This is a genomic window from Solwaraspora sp. WMMB762, from assembly GCF_049179115.1.
Classification (GTDB): Bacteria; Actinomycetota; Actinomycetes; order Mycobacteriales; family Micromonosporaceae; genus Micromonospora_E.
In genome coordinates this window covers 5,391,694-5,413,558 of record NZ_JBMHMD010000001.1, presented here as the reverse complement: position 1 = coordinate 5,413,558, position 21,865 = coordinate 5,391,694, and the positions used below count along the sequence as shown (strand labels likewise).

The 21,865-nt window shown below is 71.2% G+C and carries 20 protein-coding genes; 7 read left to right on the top strand and 13 right to left on the bottom strand.

Translation table 11 applies throughout. The features are described 5' to 3' along the window. Nucleotides 1-94: 94 nt before the first annotated feature. A complete protein-coding gene (locus ACN27J_RS24220; protein ID WP_421369782.1) occupies nucleotides 95-1,429 on the top strand; it encodes a TrkH family potassium uptake protein in 1,335 nt (444 codons plus the stop codon). Beyond that, the gene (locus ACN27J_RS24215) at nucleotides 1,422-2,096 is read left to right on the top strand and encodes a potassium channel family protein (protein ID WP_421369780.1); all 675 of its coding nucleotides are present in this window, start codon (nucleotides 1,422-1,424) and stop codon (nucleotides 2,094-2,096) included. Before ACN27J_RS24220 ends, ACN27J_RS24215 begins: the two co-directional genes overlap by 8 nt. Nucleotides 2,097-2,119: 23 nt before the next feature. On the opposite strand, the gene ACN27J_RS24210 is transcribed toward ACN27J_RS24215, so the two are convergent. From ACN27J_RS24210 to ACN27J_RS24200, 3 genes are read right to left on the bottom strand one after another with little or no spacing between them, the layout of a single operon-like run. Further along, nucleotides 2,120-3,727 (bottom strand): serine/threonine-protein kinase, encoded by a 1,608-nt coding sequence (locus ACN27J_RS24210; RefSeq protein ID WP_421369778.1) that lies wholly within the window; start codon nucleotides 3,725-3,727, stop codon nucleotides 2,120-2,122. A gap of 48 nt (nucleotides 3,728-3,775) precedes the next feature. After that, a complete protein-coding gene (locus ACN27J_RS24205) occupies nucleotides 3,776-5,419 on the bottom strand; it encodes a fused MFS/spermidine synthase (RefSeq protein WP_421369776.1) in 1,644 nt (547 codons plus the stop codon). A 54-nt stretch (nucleotides 5,420-5,473) separates the two neighbouring features. After that, nucleotides 5,474-6,499, bottom strand: coding sequence for a coiled-coil domain-containing protein (locus ACN27J_RS24200; protein ID WP_421369774.1), 1,026 nt, complete (start codon nucleotides 6,497-6,499; stop codon nucleotides 5,474-5,476). A 291-nt stretch (nucleotides 6,500-6,790) separates the two neighbouring features. Between ACN27J_RS24200 and ACN27J_RS24195 the strand changes: the two genes are divergently transcribed. Continuing rightward, nucleotides 6,791-7,117: a DUF2218 domain-containing protein gene (locus tag ACN27J_RS24195; protein ID WP_421369772.1), complete on the top strand. Its 327-nt coding sequence runs from the start codon at nucleotides 6,791-6,793 to the stop codon at nucleotides 7,115-7,117. Here the strand turns inward: ACN27J_RS24195 and ACN27J_RS24190 are convergent, their stop codons facing one another. From ACN27J_RS24190 to ACN27J_RS24175, 4 genes are read right to left on the bottom strand one after another with little or no spacing between them, the layout of a single operon-like run. Beyond that, entirely contained in the window at nucleotides 7,118-7,918 is an 801-nt protein-coding gene (locus tag ACN27J_RS24190) for an inositol monophosphatase family protein (protein ID WP_421369770.1), read from the bottom strand. A gap of 3 nt (nucleotides 7,919-7,921) precedes the next feature. Next, a complete protein-coding gene (locus tag ACN27J_RS24185; protein WP_278173569.1) occupies nucleotides 7,922-8,371 on the bottom strand; it encodes a response regulator in 450 nt (149 codons plus the stop codon). Next, nucleotides 8,371-9,987: a sensor histidine kinase gene (locus ACN27J_RS24180; RefSeq protein WP_421369768.1), complete on the bottom strand. Its 1,617-nt coding sequence runs from the start codon at nucleotides 9,985-9,987 to the stop codon at nucleotides 8,371-8,373. Before ACN27J_RS24180 ends, ACN27J_RS24185 begins: the two co-directional genes overlap by 1 nt. After that, nucleotides 9,984-11,210: a PP2C family protein-serine/threonine phosphatase gene (locus tag ACN27J_RS24175; protein ID WP_421369766.1), complete on the bottom strand. Its 1,227-nt coding sequence runs from the start codon at nucleotides 11,208-11,210 to the stop codon at nucleotides 9,984-9,986. The genes ACN27J_RS24180 and ACN27J_RS24175 overlap by 4 nt, the downstream gene beginning before the upstream one ends. Before the next feature lie 209 nt (nucleotides 11,211-11,419). Here ACN27J_RS24175 and ACN27J_RS24170 point away from each other — a divergent pair, with 209 nt between their 5' ends. Next, nucleotides 11,420-13,837, top strand: coding sequence for a M28 family peptidase (locus ACN27J_RS24170; RefSeq protein WP_421369764.1), 2,418 nt, complete (start codon nucleotides 11,420-11,422; stop codon nucleotides 13,835-13,837). Nucleotides 13,838-13,880: 43 nt separating this feature from the next. On the opposite strand, the gene ACN27J_RS24165 is transcribed toward ACN27J_RS24170, so the two are convergent. From ACN27J_RS24165 to ACN27J_RS24145, 5 genes are all read right to left on the bottom strand, one after another. Continuing rightward, the gene (locus ACN27J_RS24165; protein WP_421369762.1) at nucleotides 13,881-16,145 is read right to left on the bottom strand and encodes a glycoside hydrolase family 9 protein; all 2,265 of its coding nucleotides are present in this window, start codon (nucleotides 16,143-16,145) and stop codon (nucleotides 13,881-13,883) included. A gap of 162 nt (nucleotides 16,146-16,307) precedes the next feature. Then, entirely contained in the window at nucleotides 16,308-17,222 is a 915-nt protein-coding gene (rsmI, locus tag ACN27J_RS24160; RefSeq protein ID WP_421369760.1) for a 16S rRNA (cytidine(1402)-2'-O)-methyltransferase, read from the bottom strand. A gap of 44 nt (nucleotides 17,223-17,266) precedes the next feature. Then, nucleotides 17,267-17,881: a methyltransferase family protein gene (locus ACN27J_RS24155; RefSeq protein ID WP_421372427.1), complete on the bottom strand. Its 615-nt coding sequence runs from the start codon at nucleotides 17,879-17,881 to the stop codon at nucleotides 17,267-17,269. A 13-nt stretch (nucleotides 17,882-17,894) separates the two neighbouring features. After that, on the bottom strand, nucleotides 17,895-18,599 hold the full coding sequence (locus tag ACN27J_RS24150) for a cation transporter (protein ID WP_421369758.1): 705 nt from the start codon (nucleotides 18,597-18,599) through the stop codon (nucleotides 17,895-17,897). Continuing rightward, nucleotides 18,599-18,928, bottom strand: coding sequence for an ArsR/SmtB family transcription factor (locus ACN27J_RS24145; RefSeq protein WP_278173557.1), 330 nt, complete (start codon nucleotides 18,926-18,928; stop codon nucleotides 18,599-18,601). Before ACN27J_RS24145 ends, ACN27J_RS24150 begins: the two co-directional genes overlap by 1 nt. A 315-nt stretch (nucleotides 18,929-19,243) precedes the next feature. Between ACN27J_RS24145 and ACN27J_RS24140 the strand changes: the two genes are divergently transcribed. After that, the gene (locus ACN27J_RS24140) at nucleotides 19,244-19,684 is read left to right on the top strand and encodes a hypothetical protein (RefSeq protein WP_421369756.1); all 441 of its coding nucleotides are present in this window, start codon (nucleotides 19,244-19,246) and stop codon (nucleotides 19,682-19,684) included. A 3-nt stretch (nucleotides 19,685-19,687) separates the two neighbouring features. Here the strand turns inward: ACN27J_RS24140 and ACN27J_RS24135 are convergent, their stop codons facing one another. Beyond that, the gene (locus tag ACN27J_RS24135; RefSeq protein WP_421369755.1) at nucleotides 19,688-20,554 is read right to left on the bottom strand and encodes a class I SAM-dependent methyltransferase; all 867 of its coding nucleotides are present in this window, start codon (nucleotides 20,552-20,554) and stop codon (nucleotides 19,688-19,690) included. A 63-nt stretch (nucleotides 20,555-20,617) separates the two neighbouring features. On the opposite strand from ACN27J_RS24135, the gene ACN27J_RS24130 reads away from it, so the two are divergent. Further along, nucleotides 20,618-21,220, top strand: coding sequence for a TetR/AcrR family transcriptional regulator (locus ACN27J_RS24130; protein WP_421369753.1), 603 nt, complete (start codon nucleotides 20,618-20,620; stop codon nucleotides 21,218-21,220). Nucleotides 21,221-21,440: 220 nt separating this feature from the next. After that, complete coding sequence (locus tag ACN27J_RS24125; RefSeq protein ID WP_421369751.1) at nucleotides 21,441-21,848, top strand: hypothetical protein; 408 nt, start codon at nucleotides 21,441-21,443, stop codon at nucleotides 21,846-21,848. Nucleotides 21,849-21,865: the final 17 nt, after the last annotated feature.

The window sequence follows — 21,865 nt, the reverse complement described above, 5'->3', positions numbered from 1 at the left end:
GGTGGGCGACGGGCGGACGGTGACCGGCCGACCACCACATGAATGTTGATCAATATCCGGTGTTTTTCGGTTTTGCGGTGGTATGACATCATTGATGCGCCGGCCGCTGCGAAACCCCGCCCGGATCGTGCCGATCGCGTTCCTCGGGGCGATCGCCGTGGGCACCGTACTGATGATGGTGCCGGCCAGCCGCCAGGGACCTGACGCGGCTCCCTTCGTCACGGCCCTGTTCACCGCCACCTCGGCGGTCTGCGTGACCGGGCTGGCCGTTACCGACACCCCGGCCTACTGGACGCCGCTCGGTCTGGTGCTGATCACCGTGCTCACCCAGCTCGGCGGCTTCGGGATCATGTCGCTGGCCACCCTGCTCGGCCTGCTGGTGTCGCGCCGGCTGGGGCTGCGCAGCCGGCTCACCGCGCAGGCGGAGACCAACAGCCTGGCGCTGTCCGACATCCGGCGGGTGCTGCTGCGGATCGCGGCGACGATGCTCGGCGCCGAAACGGCGATCACCCTCATCCTGGCCGCCCGGCTGTGGCTGCACTACGACTACCCACCGCCCCGGGCCCTGTGGTACGGGCTGTTCCACGCCGTCCAGGCGTTCAACAACGGCGGCTTCGCCCTCTACTCCGACGGGCTGGTCCAGTTCGTCGGTGACTGGTGGATCTGCCTGCCGCTGATCGTCGGCGTGGTGGTCGGCGGGCTCGGCTTCCCGGCCCTGTTCGAGCTGGCCCGCGAGCGCAGCCGGCCGCAGCGCTGGTCGGTGCACACCCGGCTGACCGTCTGGGGCACGTTGGCGCTGATCGGCACCGGCTTCGTCAGCATGCTCACCTTCGAGTGGGCCAACCCGCGTACCCTGGGCCCGCTCGACCTGCCGGAGAAGCTGCTGGCCGCGCTGTTCCAGGACGTGATGACCCGGTCCGGCGGGTTCAACACGGTCGACCCGGGAGAGTTCAACCCGGAGACGACGGCGGTCTCCATCGGGATGATGTTCATCGGCGGTGGCAGCGCCAGCACCGCCGGCGGCATCAAGGTGACCACCTTCTTCCTGCTCGCCTTCGTCATCTGGTCGGAGCTGCGCGGCGAGCACGACGTGGTGATCGGCCGGCGCCGGATCGCGGCGGCCAGCCAGCGTCAGGCGCTGACCGTCGCGCTGATCGGCGTGGCGTTGGTCGGGGCCGGCACCCTGGCGCTGATCAGCCTGACCGACGACATCGGCGGCGAACAGGCGCTGTACGAGGTGACGTCGGCGTTCGGCACGACCGGGCTGTCCACCGGGATCACCGGCGACCTGCCCGACCCCGCTCAGGTGCTGCTCGTCGTGCTGATGTTCGTCGGCCGGATCGGCAGCGTCACGTTGGGCTCGGCGATCGCGTTGAACACCCGGCGGCGACGGTTCCACTACCCGGAGGAGCGACCCATCGTTGGCTGACCGTACCGGCACCAGGTCCACCCGGACCGCTGTCATCATCGGGCTCGGCCGGTTCGGCGGCCAGATCGCCGATTCCATGCTGCGGATGGGCTTCGACGTGCTCGGCGTCGACTCCAGCTCGGCGGTGGTCCAGCAGTGGGCGGACCGCCTGACGTACGTGGTGCAGGCCGACTCGACCGACACCGAGGCGCTGCGTCAGCTGGGTCTGCGGGACTTCCAGCGGGTGGTGGTCGGCATCGGCTCAGATGTCGAGGCCAGCGTGTTGACCGTGCTCAGCCTCGCCGAGATCGGCGTCACCGAGGTGTGGGCCAAGGCGGTCTCCGGCAAGCACGGCAAGATCCTGCGTTCCGTCGGCGCCCGGCACGTCATCTACCCGGAGGCCGCGATGGGCGACCGGGTGGCGCACCTGATCACCAGCAAGATGCTCGACTTCATCGAGTTCGACGACGGTTTCTCGATCGCCGAGACCCGGCTGCCGAGCGGTACGGCGGGCCGGCGGCTCGGCGAGACCGACCTGCGGTCGCGGTACGGGGTGACGGTGATCGGGGTGAAGATGCCGGGGGAACGGTTCACCTACGCCGACCGGGAGACCGAACTGCGCGAAGGTGCTCTGCTGATCGTCTCCGGCACCACCGAACAGGTGCAGCGGTTCGCCGCCGCCACCTGAACCCGTACCCCGTCACCCGATCCCTACCGCCCACCGGTGGCCGACCGGGCCGGGGACGGGTCGGTGGCGGGCTGACCGGTCGCCGTTTCCAGCAGCTCGGTCGTCGCGCCCGCCGCCTGTCCGGCGACCGCCGCGACGGACACGTCGCAGATCAGCTCGTCGAGGTGGAACTCCAGCGGCAGGGTGTTGACCCCGTCGTAGTCACCGGCCAGCTGGAGCTGCGCGGTCGCCCCCGGGGCCAGGGTGGTGACGTCGGCGGCGGGCCGCAGCCGTACGTCGCCGCCCTGCTGTTCCCACTGGCCGCCCCGCACCGCGGTGAGCCGTTGGGTGCCGGGGAAGGCGAAGCGCAGCGACCAGTCGGTCAGTTCGGCGGACCCGGTGTTGGTGACGGTGGCTGCCGCGACGAACTCCCGCCCGGAGTCGCCGCGCACCGTGTATTCGACCCGGCAGGGCGCCGAGGACTGGGCGGCGAGCCCGAAGTCCGGCGGCGCGGCCACCGCCTCACGGAACCGGTCGGTGGCCGGCGTGGCACCGGCTCCGGCCCAGACCAGGGCGCTGAGCATCATCAGGCCGACCCCGATCACCACGGCTTCCGCCCGGCGCTGCACCCACGAGGTCCGCAGCCGGCGCCGCCGGCCGGTGCCGGTCGCGACCGGCAGGTCCAGCCCGGTGACCTCCAGCCCGCAGGTGACGTCGACGCCGACGGGTGGCGGGCCGTCGTCGGTGGCGCCGTCGGTGGCGGAGCCCGGCCGGTTCGGCAGTGGCGCCACCATCGACGGCGACAGCCCGGCGGCGACCCCGACGGCTGCCGCCAACGTCTTCGCCACCTCCTCGCTGGTCGGCCGGTCCGCCGGGCATTTGGCCAGGCACCGCAGGGTGAGGTCGACCACCTCCGCCGGCAGTCCGGCGACCGGCGGCATCGGGTCGGGCACGGTGTGCAGGTGTGCCCGCAGCATCTGGGTGACGCTCGCGGCCTGCCAGGGCAGCCGGCCGGTGAGTGAGCGGTAGAGCAGCAGGCCGACGGCGTACACGTCGGTGGCCGGGGAGACCTGGCCGCCGTTGAGGCGCTCCGGCGCCAGGTATGCCGGGGTGCCGAGCAGGTTGCCGTCCGGGCCGACGTCGCTCTCGCCGGCCAACGCGGAGATGCCGAAGTCGACGACCTTTGCTCCGGTGCTGGTCAGCATGACGTTGGCCGGGGTGACGTCGCGGTGCACGACGCCGGTGGCGTGCGCGGCGGCCAGCGCCGAGGCGACCTCGGCGCAGGCCACCACCGCGTCCCGCCAGGACAGGATGTGTTCCCGGCGCAGCCGGGTGGCCAGCGACTCACCGTCGACCAGTTCCATCACCACGTACGGCAGGGTGGCTTCGTCCCGGACGGCTTCGCCGTAGTCGTAGACGTTGGTGATGTGCGGGTGGCACAGTCGGGCGGCGGCCTGCGCCTCCACCCGGATCCGGTGGCGGAACACCTGGTCCGGAGCGTACTGCGGGGCGAGGACCTTGATCGCGACCTGCCGGTCGAGGATCTCGTCGTAGCCGCGCCAGACCACCGACGTCCCGCCGGTGCCGAGCCGTTCGATCAGCCGGTACCGGTCACCGAGCAGTTGCCCGCAGTCGTTCGCCACCCCACCCATGACTCCCGAGTTGCCCGATCTGGCCCGAGCTACACCTGCGGAAACGCGTCAGGGGGCGACGAGCAGCTGGTCGACCGGGGCATAGTCGTCGGTGAGCGGCTGCGCGCCGGCCACGAAATCGGTCAGCTCGTCCCCGGCGAGCAGATCGAACTCGGCACCGACCGAAGCGGTCAACCGGGCCCGTACCTCGTCCAACGGCAGCGGCCGGTCGGCGGCGAGGATGACGAAGTTGCTGCCGCTGAGCCGGGTCGACGCCCCCGGCCGGGTGATCAGCGCCACCTCGGGGAACTCGGCCGCGACGGTGGCCACCTCGGCCTGGATGAACCGCAGCGGCGGGTAGTCGATCACGTTCTGCAGGTAGCTGCCGCCCGGTCGGACCACCCGGCGAATCTCGGCGGCCATCTCCCGGGTGGCCAGGTGCCAGGGCACGACCAGGTGCCCGAACGCGTCCCCGACGACCACGTCGACGCTGTCCGTGGGCAGGTCGGTGACCAGGATCCGGGCGTCGCCGACCACCACGGCCAGGTCGGGACCCGGCTGTACGTCGAGCTCCCGCACGCCCAGGTCGACCAGTCCACCGTCGATTTCGTAGACGGTGTTGCGGGTGCCCGGCCGGGTGGCGCTGAGGTACCGGGGCATGGTGAAGCCACCGCCGCCGAGGTGCAGCGCGTCGAGCGGTTCCCCGGGTGGGGCGGTCACGTCGAGGGCCGCACCGATCCATTTGGTGTAGGCGAACTCCAGGTGGGTGGGGTCGTCGAGGTCCACGTACGAGTGGCGGGCCGAGTTGAGCAGCAGCAGCCGGCCGGAGCCGCGGTCCGGGTCGGCCTGCACGGTGGCGCAGTGGTACTCGGTCTCCACATCGCACGGGTCGGGTGCGACGACGGCGAGGCCGACGGCGAGCAGCCCGGTCACGGCGACGGCGGACCGCGTGGCGATGCCGGTCCGGCCGCCGGGCGCTGCGCCGCCGGTGGCGGTGGTGGTGGCGGCGGCGGTGGGTGGCCGGGTGCGGTGCAGATACACCCCGAGGGCGATACCGCTGCCGCCGAGCAGCAGCGCCAGCGTCATCATGATCACGCTGCTGGGTAGCGTGGCGACCAGGAAGAAGCCGGTGCCGAGGGTGGCGGTGATCGCGCCGAGCGTACCGATACTGGACAGCTTGCCGACCACCTCGCCGGTGCGGTTCAGGTCACCGAGCTGCAGTTTGATCACCAGTGGGGTGACCGCCGACAGCAGCGCGGCCGGCAGCACGATGGCCACCATGGTGAGCAGCAGGATGCCCACCACGGCGCTGCCGCGCAGCAGTTCACCGGCGTACCGCACCAGCGGAAGGGTGATCGCGGTGGTGATCCCGGCGAGGACCAGCGCGGCCGGCAGCAGCGGGCGGGGGTCGCGCCGGTCGGCGATCCGGCCACCGATCCAGGTGCCGTAGGCGATCGCGGCCAACGCGACGCCGATCACCGCGCTGTTGGTCTGCAGGGTCACCCCGATGTACGGCCCGACCAGCCGCAGCGCGACGATCTCCAGCACCAGTACGGCGCCGCTGGAGACGAAGACCAGCGCGGCGGCCAGGCCGGGCCGCAGCGGCGTAGCCGGCGGTGTCTCGACCTGGGTGCCGGCCGCGAGCTGGGTGTCGGCGGCGGAGTCTGCCGGGTCGGCGCTGTCGGTGGCGACGTCCGGTGGTGGCGAGTCCATCGCTGTGATGGTACGCATCCCGCCCGTCGCCCGACCGGGATGCACGCGGTCAGGTCAGAGCATCGACAGATGCACGTGGTTGGTGTGGTCGCCGGCCGGGCTGCCGCCGCCGTTGTACGACCGCCAACCGGTGCCGGGCATCCAGATCTGCCGGTACCAGATGACGTAGAGCACACCGAGCCGGTCGGCGTTGTTGATGTAGTAGCTGGCGAGGTTGTTGCCGTACGTGCGGTTGCCACCGGTGGCGGCGCGGTTCTGGAATCCGCCGGCTTCGGCGGAGAAGTCGCAGGCCCGGCCCTTGGGGTGCTCGCCGCTGCCGCCGTTGCGGAAGCAGGAGACGTACCGGGTGAAGCCGGCGGACTTCGCCTGGTTCAAGGCGTGCAGGGTGCGCGGGGTAATACAGCCGGAGGTGGTCGGGTCGTCGACGTTGCAGGACTCGGAGGGCCAGGAGCCGTCGGAGTTGCGGGGCGCGGGTTTGGCGGCGGCCGAGGTGGTGCTGACGAATCCACCGCTGGACTGGCCACCGACGGCCGCCAGGGCGCGCTCGGCGTCCTGCTTCTTGCGGGCCATGATGGCGACCTGCTTTTCCTGCTCCCGTACCTCGTTGTCGATCGCGGCCTTGGCCCGGGCGGCCTGCTCGTGAGCTTCGGTGAGGGCCCGCAGGTTGCGGCCCTCCCGCTGGGCCATCACCTCCAGCCCGGCGGCGCGGTCCAGCATGTCGGCCGGGGAGGCGCTGTTCAGCAGCATGGTGACCGAGGTCAGTCGCCCCACCCGGTAGGACTCGGCCGCCATCAGCCCGACCTCGTCGGTGAGCGAGACCAGCCGCTCCTGTACGGCGTCGTACTGGGCGGTCAGCTCCTTCTGGCGTTTCTTGGAGTTGTCCAGCTTGGCCTTCGCCTCGATGTGCCCCTTGGAAGCGGCTTCCAGGACCTCGCGCAGGCTCTTGTTGTCGCCTTCGTCCGGGGCGTCGGGTGCGGCCGAGGCGACCGGCGTGCCGATCACCAGCGCGATCGCGGTGACCAGCGCAACGAGTGACGCCGCCACACCGGAGCGCCGCCGGAGTTTCGTCGTGCCGACCACAGTCGCGTCCTCCTGGATCACTTTGTCGGGTCGCGGTCCGTAAACCGGGCACAGCTTACCGGATTTCACCGTCGCCACTGGAACACCGGCGCGTCGAGTGCATTACCACACTATGCAGATGGCGCGCAGTCGAGTCCCAACTATTACCTGCGGCAATGAACTCGTCACGCAAAATCAGCACGATTACAGATCGTGACGGCCGGCGTGTCGCACTGCCATCCCGGCGACGCCACAGGGATGCAATAAATTAAGCTAGCCTAACCTTATCCACAGTTTCCAGTGAGGATTCTGGTGCCACGTTCCGAGGCTCACGTCCGGACCCCACGGTCGCGGCGCCACCTGACCCGGCTGTGCGAACACTTCGCGACCGCCGTACCGGTCAAATGGACCGCCGACCAGGGGCTGATCGACTTCGGCTTCGGCACCTGCCGGATTGACGCCACCGACGAAAGCCTCCGGCTGCACGCCGACAGCGACGACGACATCGGGCTCGCCCGAGTGGAGTACCTCGTCGGCGAACATCTGGAACGCGCCGGCGCCCGGGAGAGCCTCGCCGTCGACTGGCAGCCGGCTGACCCGGACCAGCCGACCGCCCCGGAGCACCCGGCCGGCGGCTGATCACCCGGCCGGCAGCAGCGCCGCCCGTACCTCCTGCCAGGCCGCGTCGGTCCGGGCCACCAGCAGCCCCGACCGGTCGTCGGTGAAGTCGTACGGGCTGCCGTCCAGCCGCATCGCGACGCCGCCGGTCTCCCGCACCAGCAACGTGCCCGGCACGTGGTCCCACGGCAGGGTCCGCCAGAACACCGCGAAATCCTGCTCCCCGGCGGCGATGTCCCAGTGCTCCCGGCCGGCGCAGTGCTGCCCCGGCAGCACCGCACCCACCCGGTCACCGCCGGCCTCGACAGCGGCCCGCACCGGCACCGGCAGATACTCCAGCGGCACCGCCCCACGCAGCCGGCCCACCGGCGGCATGGTCGACGGTGACGTCAGCCGCACCCCGTCCACCCAGCAGCCGGACCCGCGCTCGGCCGACACCAGCGACCCGGCCACCGGGTCGAGAATCCAGCTCGCCACCGGCTCACCCCCGGCGAGCAGGGCCACCATCATCACGAACGGCCGACGGCCGGCCGCGTAGTTCGCCGTACCGTCGATCGGGTCGACCAGCCAGACCCGGCCGGCGTCGCCCAGCCGACGCAGCAGCCGCGGATCGACGGCGACCGCCTCCTCACCGACCACCACCGAACCCGGCGCCAGCCGACGCAGCCCGGCCGCGATGACCTCCTCGGCCTGCTGGTCGGCCACGGTGACCAGGTCACCTGGGGCCTTCTCGGTGATGTGCTCGGCGGACAGCTGGTTGAACCAGGGCAGCACCGCCCGCGCCGCCGCTTCGCGCAGCAGCTCACCTACCTCGTCGATCATGTGTCAGCCGCGCGGGGGCAGCTTCACCACGCTGACGAAGAACTCGTCGATCTGCCGGATCACCGCGATGAACCGCTCGAAGTCCACCGGCTTGGTCACGTACGCGTTCGCGTGCAGCTGGTAGGAGCGCAGGATGTCCTCGTCGGCCTGCGAGGTGGTGAGCACGACCACCGGGATCCGGCCCAGTTCGTCGTCCTTCTTGATCTCCTCAAGGACCTCACGGCCGTCGCGCCGGGGCAGGTTGAGGTCGAGCAGGATCAGGTCGGGCAGCACCGCGTCGGCGTACTTGCCCTCCCGGCGCAGGTAGGCCAGGGCCTCGGCGCCGTCGGAGACGACGGTGAGCCGGTTACGGACCTTGTGCTCCTCGAACGCCTCCTGGGTCATCAGCACGTCACCCGGATCGTCCTCGACCAGCAGCACCTCTATCGGGCTCGTGCCGTCCGGTTCGGTCATCACACGCTCGCCTCCTTCTCCGCCTGCTCCGCGTCGCCGTCGACCGGCGCGGCGGACACCGGGTCCGGGCGGGCGGTCACCGGAAGCGTAAAACGAATCGCCGTACCCTCGTCGACCTGGGTGTCCACCCAGATCCGGCCGCCGTGGTACTCGACGATCTTCTTACCGATCGCCAGCCCGATCCCGGTGCCCGGGTAGGCGTCCTTCGAGTGCAGCCGCTGGAAGATGACGAAGATCTTGTCGGCGAACTCGGCCTCGATCCCGATGCCGTTGTCCCGGCAGGTGATCTCCCACTCGCCGTCCAGCTCACGAGCGGAGATCTCCACCCGGGGCGGCACCTGGGGCTGGCGGAACTTGAACGCGTTGCTGACCAGGTTGACCAGCAGGTTCGTCAACAGCGGCTCCTCGCCGGGGACCACCGGCAGCTGCGACCAGGTCAGCTCGCCACCGGCGTACTCCCGGCTCGCCTCGGTCTGGCCGGCCACGTCGGTCATCACCTTGTTCAGGTCGACGTCGGTGAAACCGGAGGCCATCCGGCCGATCCGGGAGAACGCCAGCAGGTCGTTGATCAACCGCTGCATCCGCTGCGCGCCGTCGACCGCGAACGCGATGTACTGGTCCGCGCGGGCGTCCAGCTGACCGGCGTACCGGCGCTGCAGCAGTTGACAGAAGCTGGCCACCTTGCGCAGCGGCTCCTGCAGGTCGTGCGAGGCCACGTAGGCGAACTGCTCCAGGTCACGGTTGGAGCGGACCAGCTCCTCGGCCTGCTTCTGCAGCTGGCCGTTCACCCACTCGACCCGTTCCCGGGCGTCGCGCACCTCGGCCAGATCGGCGGCGATCTTGCGCCGCATGCCGTCCACGTCGCTGGCCAGCGCGGCCAGCTCCGGCGGCCCGATGTTCGCGATGTCCCGGTGGTATTCGCCGTTGGCCACCTGCCGTACCTGCGCGGCGAGACCGGTGACCGGGCCGATCACCAGCCGGTTCAGCGACATCAGCAGCACCACCCCGGCCAGTACCACGACCACCGCCGCGACGACCAGCAGGCCGGCCAGCGTCCGGCTCGTCCCCCGGGCGTCCGCCGCGACCTGGTTACGCACCGCGAGGATGTCCGCCTGCAGTTGGTCGACGTCGGCCCGCAACGTGTCGAACCGCTGCCGGGCGGCGTCGTCGAGCAGCGTCTGCCCGGCTGCGGTCCCGTCCGTCTCGACGGCGGCGATCGCCGGCTCGGCGACCAGGTCCCGCCACTGCCGCGACTGGTCGGCGATGGCCTCGATCTGGGCACGCAGCGGATTGTCCGGGCCGAGCAGCCCGAGCATGTGGTCGATCAGCTGCCGTTCCCGGGCCACCCCCTGCCGGTACGGTTCGAGATCGGCCGGGTCGCCGGAGACCGCGTAGCCGCGTACCCCGGTCTCCTGGTCGACCAGCACGGTCAGCAGGCTCTCCGCGTCGGTCCGCAGCGGGCCGACCTGGGTCAGGACGGTGTCGATGTGGTCCTGGTTGGCCCGGGCGACCAGGGCCGCGCCGCCGGCCAGCACCGCCAGCAGGCCGCCCACCACGACGCAGAGCAGCGTCACCCGGGCGCGCAGCGTCAACCGGCCGATCGGGCGTACGGTCACCGGCCACCGCCCCGGCTGACCAGCAGCATCGCCACGTCATCGGCGAGCGGGCCGCCGTTGATCTCCTCGGCCCGGCCGACCAGCCAGCCGGGCAGCGCCGGCAGCGGCACGTCCTGAGCCGCCGGCTCGGCCACCAGCCGTTGCAGGCCGGCCACGTCCAGCCGTTCGTCGGAGTCGCCGAACCGCCCCTCGATCAGACCGTCGGTGTACATCAACAGGGACCACTCATCGGCGTCGAACTCCACATCGAAGGCGCGGGGCGGGCGGGGGTGGACGCCGAGCAGCAGGCCGCCCGGGGCGGGCACCGGCACGACCTGACCGTGGCGGAACAACAGCGGCGGCGGATGTCCCGCCAACCGTACAGTGGCCCGGTTGGCGGCCAGGTCCAGCCGGACCGCGGCCACCGTCGCGAAGATCTCCCGCAGCCGACGCTCGCTCATCAGCACCTGCTCCAGCGCCGGCAACACCGCGTCATCGGCCACCCCGGCCAACACCAGCGCCCGCCAGGCGACCCGCAGCTCGACCCCGAGCGCGGCCTCGTCGACGCCGTGCCCGCAGACATCGCCGACGATCAGGTCGATCCGCTCCGGCGTGGTCTGCACCACGTCGAAAAAGTCACCGCCGATCAGCGCGGCGTGCCGACCCGGCCGGTAGAAGGTGTGCACCGACACCTCGTCGGTGTCCATCAACGGCTGCGGCAGCAGACCGCGCTCCAGCCGGGCCGACTCGGCCTGCCGCAGCTCGACCTCGCGCAGCCGGCGGGCGTTCTCGTCGGCCCGTTTACGCTCGACGGCGTACCGCAGTGCCCGGCTCAGCAGAACCCCGTCGACCTGGCCCTTGACCAGGTAGTCCTGGGCGCCTTCGGCGACCGCGTCGATGCCGAGGTGTTCGTCCTGCCGACCGGTGAGCACGCAGACCGCCGCCCGGCCGGCCACGCCGAGCACCCGGCGCAGGCCGTCCAGCCCTTGCGCGTCCGGCAGACCCAGGTCGAGCAGGACGCAGTCGACCCCGGCGATCCGCTCCCGGGCCTGGTTCAGGCTGTTCGCCACCACCAGGTCGACCGCCGCCTGCGCCTCCGCCAGCAACTCGCCGACCAGGAACGCGTCGCCCTCGTCGTCCTCGACCAGCAGCACCCGCAACCGCTCCGCCGGCGTCACAGCAACCGGCGGGCCCGGCTCGGACCGAGGATGGGAACGGGGCGGAACGAGTGACGAACCGGTCATGCCGGCCTGCCGCTGGTCCGCCGCCGCGCCAGGTGAGTATCGATGGTGGGCTCCTTCTCGATGACCCGCTGATCGTCTCCCGGCCGACCAGGGCACACAACCACGGGAACATTCACAAACTAGGCCACCCGGCCGACGCCTGGTGACCCGGCCGGCCCGGGTTCGGCAGGATGTAGGCACCCCGACCCCCGCAGCGCAGGAGAGCACCAATGGGCGTACCCCTCGTCGCCGCCGCCCACCGGGCGTTCGCCCGCCCCCGACGGCGGCCGGCCGCCGCGCTCGCCGCGCTCGCCGCCCTCGGCCTGCTGACCGCCGTCGCGCTGGTCGACCTGCGCCCACCCGCGCCGCGCGGCGCCGACGCGCCGGCCACCGAGTTCAGCGCGGAGCGGGCCCACCGGCACATCGAACGGATCGCGCAGCGACCGCACCCGAGCGGCAGTGCCGCCAACGACGACGTCCGCGACTACCTGGTCGACACGCTGACCGGGCTGGGGCTGGCCCCGCAGACCCAGGACGCGGTCGGTGTCGAGGCCGGGCAGCTCAGCGGCGCGGCCAGCGGCGCCACCCTGGCCCGGGTACGCAACGTGGTCGCCCGGATCCCCGGGACCGACCCGACCGGACGGATCGTGCTGGTCACCCACTACGACTCGGTCCAGGTCAGTCCGGGTGCCAACGACGACGGCGCCGGCGTCGGCACCCTGCTGGAGGTGGCCCGTGCCATCGCCGAAGGTGACCGGCCACGTAACGACGTCGTGCTGCTGTTCACCGACGCTGAGGAGGCCTGCCTGTGCGGGGCGGCGGCGTTCGTCGCCGGGCACCCGCTGGCCGACGCCGACGACACCGTGGTGCTCAACCTGGAGGCACGGGGCAGCAGCGGGCCGGTGGTCACCTTCGAGACGTCCCGCGACAACGCCGCCCTGGTCGACGTGTTCGGCCGCGCCGCCCCGCACCCGATCGGTACGTCGTTCGCCGTCGAGGTCTACCGCCTGCTGCCCAACGACACCGACTTCACCCCGTTCCTGGACGCCGGCTTCGCCGGGCTGAACTCGGCGTACATCGACGGATCGGCCATCTACCACACCCCGCAGGACACTCCCGCGTCGATGGACCTGGCCAGCCTGCAGCACCACGGCGACAACACCCTCGGTCTGGCCCGCGGATTCGGCGCGACGGACATCCCGACGCTGGCCGGCGACTCCGACGCCACCTACTTTCCCACCCCGCTCGGGCTGGCCCGCTACTCCGGCACACTCACCTGGCCGTTGGCGGTGCTGGCCGCCGTCGGGGTCGGTGTACTGGCCTGGGCGACCCGGCGACGCGGCCGGGCCGACTGGCCGCGGCTGGCCGCCGGGTTCGGCCTGGCGGCGGTCCCGCTGGTCGCCGCGCCGGCCGCCGCGCAACTGCTGTGGACCGTCGTGGTCCGGCTCCGGCCGGAGTACGCCGACCTGCTCGACCCGTACCGGCCGGTGCCGTACCGGCTGGCGGTGCTGGCGCTGACCACGGCCGTCGTTCTCACCTGGTACGCGTTGCTACGGCGGCGGGTCGGCCCGGCGGCGCTGGCCGTCGGTGGACTGGCCTGGCTGGCCCTGCTCGGTCTGCTGCTCGCCGCCCTCGCCCCCGGCGGGTCCTACCTGGCGACGCTGCCGGCGCTGGCCGGCACGGCCGGCTGCCTGGTCGCGCTGTCGCTGCGGATCACCGGCCCGTGGCCGGTGGTGGCACTGGCCGCCGGGGCGGCGGTCGGCGTGCTGTTGCTGGCGCCGACGGTGGTGCTGCTCTTCCCGGCGCTGGGCATGGGCCTGGGCGCGGCCGCCGCGTTCGTCGCGACGCTGCTGGCGCTGGCCGGGCTGCCGGTGCTGGACCTGCTGCTGCCGCAGGCCGGCGGGCAGCGTGGCGTCGCCGCGGTCCGGGCCCGCCGGGCCGGGCCGGTGCCGGCGGTCGCCGGCGGGCTCGCCGCGCTGGTGCTCACCGTCGTCGGCTTCGTCGGGGACCGGTTCGACGCCGACCATCCGGTGCCGACCCAGCTGATGTACGCGCTGGACACCGACACCGGCGAGGCCCGCTGGTTGAGCTGGGAGACCCGGCCGCAGCCGTGGACCGCCGGGTACGTCGACCAGACCGCCTCGGTGGCGGACGAGTTCCCGCTGATCGGCGACCATCCACTGCGTACCGGGTCGGCTGACGCGGCGGACCTGCCGGCCCCGGCGCTGGACCTGCTCGACGACAGCGGGGTGGCCGCCGACGGGCTGCGTACCCTGCGGCTGCGCCTGCTGCAGCAGCGGCCGGTCCGGCTGGTGGGGCTGCACGTGGCGGTCGGCGGGCCCGAGGTGGTGTCGGCGACGGTCGCCGGCCGGGAGGTGCCGGTCGAGTCGACCGGCACCTCCTCCGGTGACGGGTGGAGCTTCGGGACGGTGTTCCACGCCCCGCCGCCGCAGGGGCTGGAGGTCGTGCTGGTGCTGCGGGCCGGCGACGACGCGAACGCCGCCGCCGGCCCGGTCCGGATCCGGGTGGCCGACGGCAGCGACGGCCTGGCGGACCTGCCCGGCTTCACCCCCCGGCCGACCGGGGTCGGGGTGGCCGGTTCACACACCAGCGAACTGGTGACCGTCGCCCGGACCTACACGTTCTGACCGCCACGGCCCGGTACCCGCCCGGGCGGCGCAGGGGTGTGGATCAGCCGCGGCCCTGGTCGGCGATGAAGGCCGCGATCCAGGCCAACGGCGCGTTCCAGTTGATGGTCAGCTCGTTGGTGGCCCAGGACTCGATGTCGTCGATGTAACAGAACTGCGGCGCGCAGCCGGTCAGCAGCCGCTGCGCCACCGGGTCCTGGATCGACGAGTTCGGACCACCGGCGAGCGTGCCGCGCGGCGGGTTCGGCAGCTCGGGGTTGAGCTGCCGGGCGTACCAGCGGGAGTGCTGGTTCTGCGACGACACCGTGCCGTAGCCGGTGACGTAGGAGATGTTGAGCGCGTTGCGGCCGAAGATGTAGTCCATCGTCTGCAGCACCCCGTCGCGGTACTTCTCCTTGCCGGTCAGGTCGTAGGCGGTGGCGATCACGATCGCGTTGTTGACGATGACGCTGTTCGAACCCCAGTCGTAGATGTTGCCGACCGGGGTGTACGGGATGCCGTACGGGTGGGCCTTGAGCGTGGCCAGGTAGCGGTCGGCCGCCTCGATCACCGACGCCCGCACCTGCCACCAGCCCGGCAGGCTGTTCGGCGTCGTGGCCAGCGCCATCCGGCCCAGCGGAGCGGTCCACTGCCAGCCGAACGCGCCCTCCTCGAAGATGTCACCGGTGTGGTGCGGCGAGGCGAGCACGAAGTCGCGGAACTCGCTCTCCCCGGTGGTCAGGTACAGCTCGGCGGCCGCCCAGTAGAACTCGTCGGTGACGTCGACGTCGTCGTAGGGACCACCGCCGGTGGCGTCGGCCGGGTCGGCGTACATCTCCGGATTGGCCATGGCCGCCGCCCACGCGGTGCGGGCCGCGTTCAGGTTGCGCTCGGCGAAGGCCTCGTCGTACGGCGCGAACACCCGCGCCGCCTGGGCGCCGGTGGCCGCCAGGTTGAGCGTGGCGGCGGTCGACGGCGGGTGCAGCTCGCGCAGCTGGGCGTCGAGGTGCGGCAGCAGCGGCAGACCGGTCCACGCGGCGTCGTGGATCTTGTGATGGGCCATGCCGGCCAGCGGCTGCCCGGCCGGGACCTGCATCTTGAGCAGAAACTCCTGCTGCCAGCGGGCCTCGTCGAGGATGTCCGGCAGCTTGTTGCCGCTCTCCGGCAGGTCCAGGACGCCGTCGCGCTGCAGCCACGGCTTGCCCTGGTGCACCCGCCGGGCCCGCTCGTACTCGTTCATCAGCTGGTAGACGGAGATGCCACCGTTGACGACGTACTTGCCGTGGTCACCGGCGTCGTACCAGCCGCCGGAGACGTCCAACGTGTAGTCACAGACGCCGGGCTGGCACGGTACTTCCAGGTCGCCCTGGTTGGGTGCGACGCCGACGTGCCCGGCCGGGCGGCCGTAGCCGGGCCGCAGCTCGTCGCGGATCTCGATGCCGCTGCGCTGGGTGTAGTAGAACTTCAGCGCGTCGGCACGCAGCTGCGTGTAGAAGCTGGTGCCGATCTCGAACGGGAAGCTGGTCTCGCCGTCGGCGACCAGGGTGTAGCCGGTGCCGGGCCGGACGAAGCGGCTGAACGTGATCGAGTGGACCTGCTGGCCGGAGGATTCGTCCAGCCCGCGCGGCTTTGTCTTGCCGTTGACGACGATCTTGCCGGTGGAGTCGTACAGCTTCCACGGCAGCGGGTCGGTGGCGTCGGTGACAAGGGTGGCGTTCTTCGGCCCCTTCGGCAGGTAGCCGACCTGGTTGACCCGTACCCGGGGCCCGGTGTCCGGCACGTACTCCTCTGGTTCGGCGCCGCCGCGCAGCGACACGTCATCCAGGCAGAGCCGCCACGGGTCGGTGCTGCCGCCGACCTGGAAGGCGACCTGTGCGTTGGGCAGGTCGGTCGGCGCGGTGAACGTGTACGTGTAATTGTTGCCGGAGACGCTGACCTCGGGGTTGGCCGCCATGTACTGGGCCCACGGGTCGACCGGCAGTTGGATCAGCGCCCGGATCACCTTGTTGGGGTTGGCGGTGGCGAAGAACTTGTATTCGTACGTCTCGCCGGCGACCAGCGGGACGTCGTCCTGGCCGATGATGACGTCCCACGGGTTGACGGTGCCACCGGGGATGTCGGCGCAGAGCTGCTGGCTGCTGGAGTCGAGGGTGATGTTGGGGGTGCCCCACCAGGGGGCATGGCCGTCGTCGAAGGTGCCGTTGACAATCTGTTCGGGTGCCTCGTCCTGCGCGTGGGCAGGAACAGCGGCGGTGAGTGCGGTGGCGGTCAGCGCCGTCACTGCGGTGACGGCGAGCGGAACGGTCCGCCGCCGGGAGAGTATCGACACGCCGGGTCCTTTCGATGGTCGTGCGGCGCGGGCGAGGCTCTCTGCCCGGCGCGCCGCGTCAGCGGTCGTGCATCGAAAGCAGCGGATGGGAGCGCTCCCACCCGCAGTACTCGAATATTCTCAGCGTGTTTCGAGCATGTCAATAGATCTATGCAGGCGCCTTCAGCGCGGGCGTAGCGCCGACACCCGGTCGTAGACCTCGTTGCGGGCCAGCCCGGTCAACTGACCGGCCAACGACCGTACCGTCCGGGTGTCCAGCCCCGCACCGAGCAGCAGCTCGATCACCCGGTCCGGGTCGAGGCCGCCGGCCCCGACGCCGCCGTTGGTCGACCCACCCCGCCGGACGCCCTCCACCACCACGGTGATCTCGCCCTTGACCTCGTCGCGGGCGGCCAGGTCGGCGTGCACCTGGGACAGCGGGCCGCGCAGCCACTCCTCGTGCGACTTGGTCAGGTTGCGCACCAGCGCCGCCGACCGGTCGCCGAGCACCTCGCGTACGTCGGCGAGCATCTCCACCACCCGGTGCGGCGCCTCGAAGAAGATCAACGTGGCGGCCAACGGGGCCAGCTCGGTCAACGCGGTGCGCCGCGCCGCCGACTTGCGGGGCAGGAAGCCGACGTACAGGAAACGGTTGGCCGGCAGCCCGGAGCCGACCAGGGCGCTCAGCGCGGCACTCGCCCCGGGTAGCGGGTCGACCCGCAGCCCGTCGGCCAGCGCCGCCCCGACCACCAGATAGCCGGGGTCGTTGACCAGCGGCGTACCGGCGTCGGAGATCAACGCGACGTCGGTGCCGGCGTTCAGCACGGAGATCAACTCGGCGGTACGGGCCTGCTCGTTGTGGTCGTAGCAGCTGACAATGCGGACGTCGATGTCGTGCGCGTCGAGCAGCCGCCTGGCCCGCCGGGTGTCCTCGGCGGCGACCAACCCGGCGGTACGCAGCACGTCCAGCGCCCGCAGCGTGATGTCGCGCGGGTTGCCGATCGGCGTCGGCACCACCGACAGCGTGCCGCGCCGCTGCTCACCCGGCCCGCCCGTCTCGCCCTGGTCGGCCCTGCGCTCATCGGCTGCCTCGTTCACCCGGCGATGGTAGCCACCCGGCCGGATGTGGTCGGTCGGTGCGGTCAGCCCGAGCGCGGTCGCCAGGCGCCGACGCCGGGCAGGAACCGGCCGACCCGGGCCGCGTACCGGGTCCACGCCTCGCCGTGCACACCGACCAGGTAGGGCTCCTCGACGGCCCGCACCTGAACCTGGACCGAGACGATCAGCACGGCGGCCGCGGTGAGGCTGACAGCGTTCGGCACCATGGCGGCGAGGCCGACGACGCTGGCCGCCATCACGGTGAAGATCGGGTTGCGGACGATCCCGAACAGGCCATGGGTGACCAGGGTGGTCCGTTCACCAGGATCGACCCCGACCCGCCACGACGATCCCATCTGCTGCTGGGCGGCGAGGGTCAGCGCGGCACCCGCGACGGCCAGGGCCGTCCCGGCCAGCCGAATCCAGGGCTGGTCGAGTGGAGTCAGTGGCGGAAGCCCGACCAGTGCGGCGACCGGGCCGGCGGCTGCGAGCAGCAGTGCCACGACGAACATCAGCTTCGCCCACCAGCGCAGCGAGCCGGGCCGTCCCGCGTCCAGGCGCAGCCCGGTGTCACCGGTGCGCCGCCATTGGACGACGCTACGCCAGCCGAACGCGATGGCGAGTGCGGCCAGGTAGAGGACGAGAGCGAAGCCGGCGATCACTGTTCCTCCGTTAGGACGTGCAGCAGCAGGCGTCGCCGCGCCAGGCCTCCCGGCCTTCCTTGACGGCGACGGCGGCGATGACGAGGGCGGCTGCCGAGTCGGCCCACCACCAGCCGAACAGCGAGTTGACCGCCAGCCCGACGAGCAGGACGGCGGACAGATAGGTGCAGAGCAGGGTCTGTTTCGAGTCGGCGACAGCCGACGCCGAGCCGAGCTCCCGGCCGGCGCGGCGCTGCGCGGTGGAGAGCACCGGCATGACCGCCAGGGAGAGCGCGGCGAGGACCAGCCCGACCGTGGAGTGGTCCGGACGGTGTGCGCCCAGTAGTGCCCGTACCGATTCGACACCGACGTAGCCGGCGAGGGCGAAGAACGATACGGCGATGACCCGCAGCGCGGCGCGTTCCCGGCGTTCGCGGCGCTCGTGGTCGGCGCCGGTGAACTGCCAGGCGACCGCGGCGGCGGAGGCCACCTCGACCACCGAGTCGAGGCCGAACCCGATGAGCGCGGTGGAGGAGGCGACGGTGCCGGCGCTGATCGCGACAACCGCCTCGATCACGTTGTAGGCGATGGTGGCGGCGACGAACCATCGGATTCGCCGGGCGAGCGTCGCCTGCCGGGCGGCGGACGGCCGGGTCGGGCCGGCATGCCCGGTCAGCTGGTTCTGTTCGGACGGTCGGGTTGGGCCGATCGGGATGAGCGGCAGCTGGGCGGACATCAGCAGCAGCCGTCGGTGTCAGCGGTCGGGCAGGCCGCCGGGTCAACGGTCAGCACCAGGCCGAGCAGGTCGCCCAGGGCGTGGGCGAGCCGAGGGTCGGCCAGCTCGTAGCGGGACCGCCGGCCTTCGGGCACCGCCACGACCAGGCCGCAGCCACGCAGGCAGGCCAGGTGGTTGGAGAGGTTCTGCCGGCTGGTGCCGAGCAGGTCGGCCAGCTCGGCGGGATAGCCGGGGCCGTCGCGCAGCGCGAGCAGCAGCCGGGCCCGTACCGGGTCGGACAGGGCGTGCCCGAAGCGCGCCAGCACCTGCCCGTAGGTCAGCGTCTCCACGACCGCGACAGTACATCAGATGCTGAATAAAGCAAAGACTGAACCGTTGCTCCGGTCGCTCTGGCTGACCTGGGCCGACCTGGGCTGAACTGGCCGCTCGGGTTGCTCCGGAGCAGGGTGGCTCCGCTGACCTGATGCCACAGGTGCATCTTGATGCACCTGTGGCATCAAGCTGAACCAGCACCCCAGCCCTCTCGTAATCACGCTATGCCTACATCGAAGATGCCTAGCGTTATCGACTTGTCCTGTGCGGACCCGGCCTGTCGTCGCGTCGGCAGCGGCCGATCGACGGCGGGACACCATCATCATGTTGGTGTGATCGCCGTACAGTTCGACGCACCCGTTGATGCGCCACCGCAGGTGACCGGGTTCGAGTTGGGGCACGTCCGTTTGTGCTGGCACGGCGGGGCCTACAGTTCCCGCCAACTCGGATCGCGCGGATTGTCGATGGTGTATCTCGCCGCCGCAGACATGCTCAACGGCGTCGTAACCCTGTTGGCGCACCCGGACGCCAGCTACGTGTTGGCCGGTGCCGGCAGCGGCTGGAGTTTCGCCGTACGCCGTACCCGCCGTCATGGTCTGCAGCTGAGCACGCCCGCTGGCAGGCCGCTGTGCCAGGTGCCTGAGGCTGACTACGCGGTGGCAGTCTGGCGCGGGACCGACGAGTTGCTGTCCGCCCGCACGCCGGTCAACGGCGGACCCTTGGCCGACCTGCAGGCGGCCCTCGCCGCCTTCCCGGACGTCTACCGGCGCTGACGGTCACGGACGACCGACCGCCCGGCTCACTCCGCCGACGTGACCGCTGTTGCGGCGGCCCTGCGGGTACCGCACCGCGACGACGGCAACGGTCGTGCCGGACATCGTCACGCTGCCACCGGCCTTGTCGACAGCGAATCCGACGCCGTCCAACATCGCCGCCTGTTCGTCCGGTGCCAGCCGGGTGAGGAGGCCCTGGGTCAGCATGAGATCGAACAGCTCGTCGCGGGTGTACGGCTGCGTCCAGTCGAAGCGCAGCTGCTCGGGGGTGCTGAACCCGCCGACCTCGTGCATGCCGTCGGCGGCTCTGGTCAACAGCGGCTGGTACGCGTCGACACCTTGCTTGTCCGGTTCGAAGGTGACCGGCGAGTCGGGCACCACCCGCCGGTAGGCGGCGGCGAAGGCTTCCGCCACGAGGGACGGGAGCTGGAACACGTGCCAGAAGGGTGCCAGCAGACCACCGGTGCGCAGGACCTGGGCGGCTTTGGTCGCCCCGGCGACCGGGTCGACCCAGTGCCAGGCCGTTCCGGCGATGACAGCGTCGAAGGTCCGTCCGGCGGCCTGCCACTTCTCGAATGTCGCCACTTCGACCTCGACGCCGGCGCGCCGCGCAAAGTCCGCCATCCGCGGGTCGGGTTCGACCCCGAGCACCGTGCAGCCGGCCTGCTGGAACTGTCGGGCTTCGATGCCGGTGCCGCAGCCGACGTTCAACACCTCGGATCCGGGACTGGCGGCGACGATCCGCCGTACCAGCGCGTCGGGGTAGCGAGGTCTGGCCCGGTCGTAGCGCGGTGCGTCGACGCCGAACGATTCGGCGACGCCCCTGGCAAGATGAGGATCCGGTGGACGCCCGGACGATGAAGTGGGCATGCGCCCACTCTAGTGGGCAATCGCCCATTGCGGCGGTCCGACAGGCGAGCTGAGGAGCGCACAGTGCCAACCGGTGTGGCCATCCGCGACGCGCGCGAGCTGTTGTTCGACGCCGCCGAACGCGTCCTTCTCCAAGCTGGACCAAGTGGTCTGACCAGCCGGGCGGTCACCACCGAGGCGGGGGTCGCCAAGGGCGTCCTGCACCGCTGCTTCGCCGACTTCGACACCTTCCTCACCGAGTTCGTGCTGGACCGGATGGCCCGGATCGACACCCAGGCCGCTGCCCTGCAGCAGGCAGCCGGGACCGGCACCGTCGCCGACAATCTGACCGGGCTGCTCACCGAGCTGTTCGGATCGGTGACCCTCGCCCTGATCAGTCTCATCGTCTCCCGCGACGAGCTGCGCAGCCGGTTGCGACGCACCAGACCGGACCCGCGACTGCCGATCCTCTCGGACGCCACGACCATGATCGCGTCCTACCTGGCCGCCGAGCGCGACCTCGGCCGGATCGCGGTCGACGCCGACATCGACACGCTCGCGCCGATACTGGTAGGGACCGGACATCTGCTCTTCGCTGACCGGGAAAGCGACCCGCCGGGCGTACCCGCGGTGCGTAAGGTCGTCACCATCGCCCTCGACAGCGCCGCACCGGGCCCATCGCGTTGACGATCGTTGCTTGACCTTGTCGCGGCGGCAACGACGCCGCACCCCCGTCATCATGTTCGTCGACACTGCACTGGTGGGCCGTAGCTGATCGGCCGGCAACATTCGCAAAAAGTAGCTTTCGGTGACTGTCTCATAACCGACAGTGCGCCAAATGAGTTATATGGTCCGTCACCGGAGGAGGGAACAAGCACTTCAAGTTGAAGTGCCCGAATCCCTGTAAGTGCATGAAGACGATGTCAACAACGCCCTCGAATCCGAACTACTTACGAGACATGAGGGCTCAGCTTCGTCGGGCGACGTGCTGGGAGGCAACGTGAAAGAGTTCCGTCTCGCGGTCCAGATGACCTTCGTCAGCACCCCCCATGGCACCGATGAGCAGTTCGAAGAATTCATCGATGCGGTCCAGGAACAACTGGATTCTCTGAACGTCGAGGTCCAGATCGCCGCGAAGCTCGCTGACCGGATCGTGGACATCGCCACGTCGACCGAGGCCACCAGCTTCGAGTTCGCTGCCAGCAGGCTGCTGATGGACATCCGTACCGCGCTGCACGCCGTCGGCTGTCACACGCCGGACTGGCCACGGTTCCAGGCGGTCGACCACCACCTCCGAGAACTCCAAGACGCCTGACAGTCCGCGAGGCCGCT